Annotated in this window: 8 protein-coding genes; 3 read left to right on the forward strand and 5 right to left on the reverse strand. The window is 73.7% G+C overall.

All coding sequences use genetic code 11. The features are described 5' to 3' along the window. Positions 1–2 precede the first annotated feature (2 nt). The 3 genes from xseA to ACIRPH_RS24825 form a co-directional block, all read right to left on the reverse strand. Positions 3–1,235, reverse strand: a complete 1,233-nt coding sequence (gene xseA, locus ACIRPH_RS24815; protein ID WP_402918476.1) for an exodeoxyribonuclease VII large subunit — start codon at positions 1,233–1,235, stop codon at positions 3–5. 91 nt (positions 1,236–1,326) lie between these two features. Beyond that, complete coding sequence (locus ACIRPH_RS24820) at positions 1,327–1,839, reverse strand: DUF3060 domain-containing protein (protein ID WP_402918479.1); 513 nt, start codon at positions 1,837–1,839, stop codon at positions 1,327–1,329. Between the two features lie 114 nt (positions 1,840–1,953). Then, positions 1,954–2,658 (reverse strand): hypothetical protein, encoded by a 705-nt coding sequence (locus ACIRPH_RS24825; RefSeq protein WP_402918482.1) that lies wholly within the window; start codon positions 2,656–2,658, stop codon positions 1,954–1,956. Between the two features lie 294 nt (positions 2,659–2,952). Here ACIRPH_RS24825 and ACIRPH_RS24830 point away from each other — a divergent pair, with 294 nt between their 5' ends. Further along, positions 2,953–3,924, forward strand: a complete 972-nt coding sequence (locus tag ACIRPH_RS24830) for a 4-hydroxy-3-methylbut-2-enyl diphosphate reductase (protein WP_267946537.1) — start codon at positions 2,953–2,955, stop codon at positions 3,922–3,924. A gap of 295 nt (positions 3,925–4,219) precedes the next feature. On the opposite strand, the gene ACIRPH_RS24835 is transcribed toward ACIRPH_RS24830, so the two are convergent. Then, entirely contained in the window at positions 4,220–4,792 is a 573-nt protein-coding gene (locus tag ACIRPH_RS24835; RefSeq protein WP_402918486.1) for a DUF4245 domain-containing protein, read from the reverse strand. 339 nt (positions 4,793–5,131) lie between these two features. Then, positions 5,132–5,776, reverse strand: coding sequence for a TetR/AcrR family transcriptional regulator (locus tag ACIRPH_RS24840; RefSeq protein ID WP_402918489.1), 645 nt, complete (start codon positions 5,774–5,776; stop codon positions 5,132–5,134). A 176-nt stretch (positions 5,777–5,952) separates the two neighbouring features. Between ACIRPH_RS24840 and glpX the strand changes: the two genes are divergently transcribed. After that, positions 5,953–6,975: a class II fructose-bisphosphatase gene (gene glpX / locus ACIRPH_RS24845; RefSeq protein WP_402918492.1), complete on the forward strand. Its 1,023-nt coding sequence runs from the start codon at positions 5,953–5,955 to the stop codon at positions 6,973–6,975. Between the two features lie 220 nt (positions 6,976–7,195). Further along, entirely contained in the window at positions 7,196–8,896 is a 1,701-nt protein-coding gene (locus tag ACIRPH_RS24850; RefSeq protein WP_402918494.1) for a hypothetical protein, read from the forward strand. Positions 8,897–9,018: the final 122 nt, after the last annotated feature.

Consider the following 9,018-nt stretch of genomic DNA (forward strand, 5'->3'; position numbering starts at 1 on the left):
CTCTACTCCCCCTCGGTGGTGTCTTCGGTGTGGACGGACTCCACGGTGGCGGTCAGGCTGTCCTCGGCGAACCTCACCCGCAGGGACTCCCCCGCGTCCGGTTCCGCCGCCGAGCGCACCACCGACCCGTCCTGGCGCTGCACGACGGCGTACCCGCGTGCCAGCGTCGTGGCCGGGGACAGGGCGTGCAGGCGCGCCCTCGTGTGGCCGAGGCCCTCCCCGGCCCGGTCGAGCGACAGGGTGAGGCTCCGGCGGGCCCGGTCGCGCATGTCCGCGACCTGCTCCGCGAGCCGGTCGATCTCCCGCACGGGGCTGGCCAGGACCGGACGGGACCGGATGCCCGAGAGCCAGGAGAGCTCGCGCTTCAGCGCGCCCGTGAGGACCCTGCGCCCCCGGTCGCGCAGCTGCCTGATGATCTCCAGCTGCTCTCCCACGTCGGGGACGGTCTTCTTGGCCGCGTCGGTGGGCGTGGAGGCGCGCACGTCGGCGACGAGGTCCAGGAGCGGGGTGTCCTGTTCGTGGCCGATCGCGCTCACCACGGGCGTGCCCGCCGCCGCGACCGCACGCACCAGCGCCTCGTCGGAGAACGGCAGCAGGTCCTCCAGGGAGCCGCCGCCCCGGGCGATCACGATGACGTCGACCTCCGGGTGCGAGTCCAGCTCCTTCAGGGCCTCCAGCACCTCGCGGACCGCCCGGTCGCCCTGGACGGCGACCTGGCGCACCTCGAAGCGGACGGCGGGCCAGCGGCGGCGGCCGTTCTCCAGCACGTCGCGCTCCGCCGCGGAGTCGCGCCCGCAGACCAGCCCCACCGTGGCGGGGAGGAAGGGCAGGGGCCGCTTGCGCCCCTCGTCGAACAGCCCCTCCGCCGCCAGGGTGCGCCGCAGCTGCTCCAGCCTGGCCAGGAGCTCGCCCAGGCCCACGTGGCGGATCTCCAGAGCGCGGAGCGAGAAGGTGCCGCGCACCTCGTAGAAGTCGGGTTTGGCGTGCACGACGACACGCGCCCCCGCCTCGGGGGGCGGGCTCTGCGCGTCCAGCACCGAGGTCTGGCAGACCACGCGCACCGACACGTTCGCGACCGGGTCGCGCAGCGTGATGTAGGCCATCCGCCCCCGGCGGTTGAGTTCGGCGATCTGCCCCTCGACCCAGATGCGGCCCAGGCGGCCGATCCACTGGCCGACGGCGTTGAGGACGACTCGTACCGGTTGCGGCGCCTCGGCGGAACTCTCCATGCCCATGGCAACCGAGCCTAGGGGAGGCCGGGGACAGTTCCGGGCAGGCCGGTCACCGGGCGCGGCCGCGCGCCGTGGCGGCCGCGCCCGGACCCGGTCAGCCCTGGGCGTCCCCGCCCGCGGACACCGTGTTGTCGATACCGATGTCGGTGATGTCGGGGTCGCCCCCGGCGTGGTGGACGGTGTTCTCGGCACCGGTCACGCGGATGGACTCGGCGCCGCCGACGTGGACGGTGAGGGAGTTGCCCGTGACGGTGACCGCGCCGCACTGGCCGTTGAGGACGACCTCCGCGCCGCTGGCGGTCACGTTGACGTCGCGGCCGTCGCAGTCCTCGGTGACGCTGCCCTCGACCGACGCGATGTTGATGTCGCCGGTCCCGTCGTCGATGGTCACGCCGCCGCCCTCGTCGAGGGTCACGTCGCCGTTCTCGTTCCCGACCGTGACGTCGCCGTCCGAGTCGACGGAGACCTCTCCGTCCTCACTGCCGACGGAGACGCCGTCGGGGTCGACGCTGACCTCCTGGTCGGTGCCGGGGATGCCGACCGAGCAGCCGGTCAGCCAGAAGGCCGCCGCTGCGAGGAGTGCGGCGGTGGAAGTCGCAGAACGCATGGTCATAGTCCTTCGAGCGGGGAAGCGCCGGGGTGCGCTCGTCAGTAGGACGTTCCCCGCCCCCGTGTGGTTCCGCCGGGGCACGGCACAGGCGCCCGCCGGGCCCGCCGGCCGCTACGCCCCGGCTTCCAGCTTGGCGATGCGGTTGTCGTACATCTTGATGAACTCGGTGCGCCCGCCGTGCGCGACCTCGTAGGCGCGCAGGTCGCGGACCTGCTCGATCGTGAGCTTGCGCAGGCGCGCGCGGACGGACGGGAGGGTGAGCTCGTCGTAGGTCGGCACGGCGAGGTCCTCGACGGCCGGCGCCGCATCCTTGCGGACCTTCTCCAGCACCTCGTCGCTGGCGACGGTGGTGTGCGCCTCCGCGGCGGCCAGCTCCTCGGCGATGGCCGGGGCCTCCTCGGGGACGTCCTCGGTGGCCGGGACGACGGGCTCCGTGCGGACCTGGGCCCCCTCCTTCCCGGGGGTCTCCTCCTTCTCGGGGGTCCCGGACTCCGGGGCGGGGGTCGCCCCTGCCCCGGCCTTCTCCCCGGGGGCCTGCGCCGGCTCCGCGGCGGCGGGCTCGGAGACGGCGGGCGCCTTCTCCGCGGCCTCCGACGCCTCGGCCCCGGGGGCCTCCGCCTCCGCGGCGGGCTCGGGGGCGGCGGGCGCGGCGGCCTTCTCCCCGGCGGGCGCCGGGCTCCCGGCAGCGGCCTTCTCCCCGGTCGCAGCGGCGGCGGGCTCGGGGGCGGCGGTGTCCGCGGGGGCGGCCTGCTTCTTGCGCCCGAAGATTCCCTTGGCCAGGGTGATCAGTTTCGTGGCGATCGTCGGGTTCGACATAGGACGGGGGCTCCTGGGTGGTCTCGGCGGTGGGGTCGGCGGCACGCGTCCAGCAGACCGGGCAAGGCCGAGTCGGGGCGAACCGCCTGTGACAGATGCGATGGTGAACCAGGATAGAGGAGGGGGAACACCCCGAGCAGGGGATGGGCGAACGATTTCGCCACTTCGATCCACGACCGGACACATCCTGTTGCGATACCGTCACCTTGGCCCCGGTCGGGCGCGGATATCCCCGTAACGGTGCCATCGCCCACACCAGGGTCGTACACGGACCAAGCCACCTAGGATGTACGCATGACTGCGATGACGACTGCCACGAACCAACGCCGTGTGCTCCTCGCCAACCCCCGGGGTTACTGCGCCGGTGTCGACCGCGCGGTCATCACCGTCGAGAAGGCCCTGGAGCAGTACGGCGCCCCGATCTACGTGCGCAAGCAGATCGTGCACAACACCCACGTGGTGCGCACCCTGGAGGAGCGCGGCGCGATCTTCGTCGAGGAGACCGAGGAGGTGCCCGAGGGCGCCATCGTCGTGTTCTCCGCGCACGGCGTCTCCCCCGCCGTCCACGAGGAGGCGGGGAGGCGGCAGCTCAAGACGATCGACGCGACCTGCCCGCTCGTCACCAAGGTCCACAAGGAAGCCAAGCGCTTCGCGGCGGAGGATCGCGACATCATCCTCATCGGCCACATCGGCCATGAGGAGGTCGAGGGCACCAGCGGTGAGGCCCCGGAGCACATCCAGATCGTGGAGAGCCCGGACGAGGTCCACAAGGTCCGGGTCCGCAACCCGGACAACGTCTCCTGGCTGTCCCAGACCACCCTCTCGGTGGACGAGACCACCCAGACGGTCGACGCCCTGCGCGAGAGGTTCCCGAACCTGCTCGACCCGCCCAGCGACGACATCTGCTACGCCACCTCCAACCGCCAGGACGCCGTCAAGGCGATGGCGCCCGAGTGCGAGCTGGTCATCGTGGTCGGCTCCGACAACTCGTCGAACTCGGTCCGCCTGGTCGAGGTCGCCCTGGACGCGGGCGCCGACGCCTCCTACCTGATCGACAACGCGTCCCTCATGGACGAGGCCTGGCTGGAGGGCGTGACCACGGTCGGCGTCACCAGCGGCGCGTCCGTGCCGGACATCCTGGTGCGCGAACTGCTCGACAAGCTCGCCGGGCACGGCTACGGCTCCGTCTCCCCGGTGACGACCGCCGACGAGACGCTGACCTTCTCGCTGCCCAAGGAGCTCCGCCGCGACCTGCGCGCCGAGTAGTCCCGGCCCCGGCACACCGGACGCCCGGCGGGTGCGCCCGCCGGGCGTTCGCCGTGTCCGGGGCCGGTGTCAAGCGCAAGCGGACCCGCCCCTGCCGGCCCCGGGCCGACGGCAGGGCGGAACGCTTCCACCGCGCCCCGGCCGGGGAACGGGCCTGCGCCCGCCCCCGCACCGGCGGGACCGAACGCGCGGAGGCGTTCACCGGGCGGCTGCGCCACGACGGTCACCACCGGTTCCCCACCGCCGTCGGCGGTCCTCCCGCCACCCGCGTACCTGACCTCTCAGGTCAGTACGCCTAGACCTCGGGGGACTCCGAGGGCTCCGCGTCCCCGCCGCCCTCCGGCGCGGGGCGGTCCTCCAGCCCCTCGGCCAGGTGGGCCAGTTCGTCGAGGTCGGCCGAACCGGAGACGACCAGGGTCACGTCGTCCTCCCGCAGGACCAGGGCGCCCCAGTCCTCGGAGTCGTAGTGCTCCCACTCGCGTCCGCCGACCGCGACCGCGCCGACCCGCTCGGCCTCCTTGACGCGCTCCGCGACGACCTGCTCGGGGTCGGCGTCGCTCTGGGTGAACATGGCGTGGCTGTCGGCCGCGGTGGCGAAACCGACGCTCCACTCGACCGGCCCGCTCACGTTGAGGGTGGAGCTGGTGGGGGTCCACCCCTCGTCGGTCAGCTCGGCCGAGGGCGCCCTCACGGGGTAGTCGGCGGCCTCCCCCAGGACGTCGGCGTCCGGCCGGTAGTCCACGGTGGGGATGTGCTCGCCCGAGCGCGTGGAGACCACGAACGCCATGATCAGGACGATGCCCACGAGGATCCCGAGGGAGATGGCGTAGTTCTTGAAGGTCGCGCTGGACCGGCTGTACTCACTCATGACAGGGTCCAGCTTGCCGCAGGTCCGGGGCCTTTCCGACCCGGGGTGGGCTTAGGGCCTGTTCCGCGGACACTCGCCTCGCTGCGCGTCGCCCCGGCACGCCCCTCGCTGCGTTCCCCTCTGTCGACAGGACCCCGCCCTGACTCCTTCTTCGGCCTTGCGATGAACGCACCGGATGCGCCGCTCGCGACGGACGGCATCCACGGAACACGCCCTGACGACGCGCACCCCCGCCCCGCGTCGGTCCCGCCCGTCCCCGGGCCCGGCCGTCCGAGCGGGGTCGGCGACGCGGGAGGCGGCCCGGCGGACGCGGGCCCGCGACGCCCCGCGGAACGCCGCCTAGCCCTCGGGGTCCGCGGTCCGGTGCCGGGGTTCGAGCCGGGTGAGCAGGCCGGTGATGTCGTCGGCGAGCCTGCGCGCCTCGGCGTCGTCGCGGCGCACCACCTCGGCCACGGCCAGCAGCATGGCCCCGCTCACGACGATCAGGAGCGCCTCGTCCACCGGCTCGTCCGCCTTGCGGAACAGCGCCACGTTGCGGTCGGTCCACCGGGTGAGCCGTGACCGCAGCTGGTGGTCGAACCCGGGAGGGCCGTCCCCGCTGAAGAACAGGCGGGTCGTGTCGCCCTCCTCGATGCATCCGAGGAGGTAGGCGTGCGCGGCGATGTTCATGAGCCGTGTGGGATCGCTCTCACCGCCCGCCCGGGCCTCCACGACCGCCTGGTGGGTCCGCTCCTGCTGGCGCTGCTGGAACTCCTCGTACAGGGCGAGGAAGAGGTCCGCCTTGCCGGTGAAGTGGTGGTAGAGGCTCCCGACGCTGGCCCCCGCCACCGAGACGACCTCGCTGACGCCGGCCTTGGCGAAACCCACCGTGTGGAAGACCTGGGCCGCCGCCCTGAGCAGGGCGCTGCGGGTGGCCGCTCCGCGTGGGGAGACCCGCGCGGGCTTCACCAGCTTCTCCGGCTTGTCCGTCTTGTCCACTGTCACACCCTCACTCCAGTCCGGCCGCTCCGGTCCGGATCCCGCCAGAGTAGACCTTCGAGCCCTCCGGAGGACCGGCTCGGGCCGCCGCGGGGGTACCCGGGGCCGCCCGGGGATCACGTCGGGTGACTACCCTAAGACCTGTCCCCCCGCCCTGTTCCCTGTCGGAAGGTGTCACGTCCATGTCGCAGCCCAGTAGCCCGTCCGCGCAGCCCGCGGCGCCCGACCGCAACCTCGCGCTGGAGCTGGTCCGCGTCACGGAGACCGCGGCGCTCGCCGCCGCCCGCTGGGTCGGCAAGGGTGACAAGATCGGCGCCGACGGCGCCGCCGTGCGCGGCATGCGGCACATGATCAGCACCGTGTCGATGAACGGCACGGTCGTGATCGGCGAGGGCGAGAAGGACAACGCCCCGATGCTCTACAACGGCGAGCGCGTGGGCGACGGCGGCGGACACGACTGGGACGTGGCCGTCGACCCCGTCGACGGGACGACCCTGACCGCCATGGGCATGCCCAACGCCATCGCGGTGATCGCGATGAGCCCGCGCAACACCATGTTCGACCCGTCCGCGGTGTTCTACATGGAGAAGCTGGCCGCGGGCCCGGAGTCGGCGGACGTGGTGGACATCGCCGCCCCCGTCGCCGACAACGTCCGCGCGGTGGCGCGCGCCAAGGGCAAGTCGCCCCAGGACGTGACGGTGGTCATCCTCGACCGGCCCCGCCACAAGCAGCTCGTGCAGGACGTGCGCGACGCGGGCGCCCGCATCAAGTTCATCAGCGACGGCGACGTGGCCGGCGCGATCATGGCGGCCCGCGCCGGCACCGGCGTCGACCTGCTCCTGGGCATCGGCGGCACCCCGGAGGGCATCATCACGGCCTGCGCCATGAAGTGCCTGGGCGGCGTCATCCAGGGCCGCCTGTGGCCGAAGGACGAGGAGGAGCGCCGCAAGGCCCTCGACGCCGGGCACGACCTGGACCGCGTGCTGTACACCGACGACCTGGTCGCGTCCGACGACGTGTTCTTCGCCGCGACGGGCATCACCGACGGCGAGCTGGTCGGCGGCGTGCGGTACGAGTCCTCGCGCGTCGTCACCGACTCCCTCGTCATGCGCGGCCGCAGCGGCACCGTCCGCCAGGTGCTCAGCGAGCACCGCCTGAGCAAGCTGTCCGCGTACAGCGGCGTGGACCTCACCTCCGCGCCCTGACCCGGCGTTCCGGGCCCGGACACCCCTGTCCGGGCCCGGCCCCGGCGCCCGGTGGCAGGATCCCGCCGCTCCCCCGGCCGGTGGGGGCGGCTCGGGCGCCCTTCTCCCCGACCGGCCGTCCGAAAGTGGCGCGGAACGCGAACCACACCGGGGTCGGCAGGCATCAGACCCGGCGTTGGCTGCGCGGTCGCGCGCGAAGAATTCCCCCGTCGGAGGTCCGATGTCCCACCCCGATCCCTCACAGCAGCCCCAGTGGCAGCCTCAGCCGCCCGGGCAGCCTGGGCAGGGTTTCCCTCCGCCGCAGGGCCCCGTCCCCGGCCAGCAGTACGCCGCTCCGGGCGTTCCGCCCGGTGTGCCCGGCGCGCCGGGCGGCGGCGTCCCCGGGGGCCCGCCCCCCGGCCAGTACTCCGGCGGGTACGGCCCGCCTCCGGGCGGTGGCGGCGGGCGCAACCGCTGGCTCATCCCCGCCGCGGCGGGTGTGGCGCTCGTCGTGATGGGCGGAACCGTCTGGGCCACCGTCTCCCTGGTGAGCTTCGGCGGTCCGCAGCCCGAGTCCGTGCTCCCCGGCAGCTCCGTCGCGTTCGGCAAGGTCGACCTGTCGATCGACGGGTCCCAGGCCATGGAGCTGATCCGGTTCGTCGACCAGCTCCCGGCGGAGTTGACCGAGGAGATGGACGAGCCCGACGGCGACATGACGGAGCTGTTCGCGGAGGTCTTCGTCGAGGCCTTCCCCGAGTCCCGCCAGGCCGACGTGGAGGAGTGGATCGGCCAGCGCGTCGGCGTCTCCGTGTGGCCGACCGCCGACGCCGCGGCCGAGGTCGACGAGGGCTCCGGCCTGGCGATGGCGATGGCGCTGGCGGTCGAGGACGAGCGGCGCGCCGAGGAGGAGCTGGCGTCCCTCGCGAGCGGCGACGACACCCTCCACTTCGAGATGACCAACGGCTTCGCCCTGCTCTCGACCTCCGAAGCGGCGCTGGCCGACCGGGCCGCGCAGGTGGACGAGCACGGGACCCTGGAGGGCTCCGACGTCTACTCCGGCGACGTGGCCGACGTGCCCGGCGGAAGCCTGGCCGTGGGCTGGACGGACTTCACCCGCCTCATGGAGGTGGAGGGCGTCGCCGCGGAGCTCCAGAGCGGGATGGCCGCGGAGACCGGAGAGGTGAGCGGCCGGGCGACCGCGTCGCTGCGGATCGACGGCGACTACCTGGAGGCGCGGGCGGACGTCTTCGACTTCGAGGTGGACAGCGCCGACCTGGCCTGGCTGGCCGAGACGCCGGGCGCGAGCGTGGCGGCGATGGAGTCGCTGCCGGAGAGCACCGTCATGGCGTTCGGCGCCAGCGGCCTGGACACGGCCCTGACCGACGCCTACGAGAGCGACGAGATCCCGTTCCTGAGCGGCAGCGGCGAGATGCAGGAGATGGAGCGCGAGTTCAACGCCATGGGCGCTCCGCTGCCGGAGGGCTTCACCGACCTGCTGGGCTCGTCCACGGCGTTCGGCGTCACCGGCATGGACCTGGACAGCTTCTTCGGCTCGGCCTACGGCGGCGGCGAGGAGTTCTCGTTCCAGTACCGCGCGGTCGGGGGCGACGAGGGCGTGCTGGGCGACTTCGTCGAGAACGTGGCCGCCTCCGACCCGTACGCCACTCCCCCGGGTGTGAGCACCGACGGGGAGGCCGTCGTCGTGGCGAGCGGCAGCAGCGCCACCGGGCGCCTGGGCGACGACCCGGTGTTCCAGCAGACCATGCAGGAGATGGACGACGCCGTGGTCGCCGGCTACTTCGACATGCGCCAGGTGCTGACGGACACCGAGGTGCAGAACCCCGCCGAGTGGGGGGCGATGGGCCTGGCCGTGAGCGTCACCGAGGAGGGTCGGCGCAGCGGCGTCGAACTGCGGTGGTCCCCCAGCGGCGGCGGCGAGTGAGCCGGCGCGCGGCCCCGGTGGGCGCGCGCGGCGGGGGCGGGGGGGGCGGCGGCGGCCCGGGGGCGGGCCGCGCCCGCCCCGGGCCGGCCCCCCCCGGCGCGGCGCCCCCCCCCCCGCCCGCG

Origin of the sequence: Nocardiopsis sp. NPDC101807 (assembly GCF_044766605.1) — a bacterium.
GTDB classification, from domain to species: domain Bacteria; phylum Actinomycetota; class Actinomycetes; order Streptosporangiales; family Streptosporangiaceae; genus Nocardiopsis; species Nocardiopsis tropica.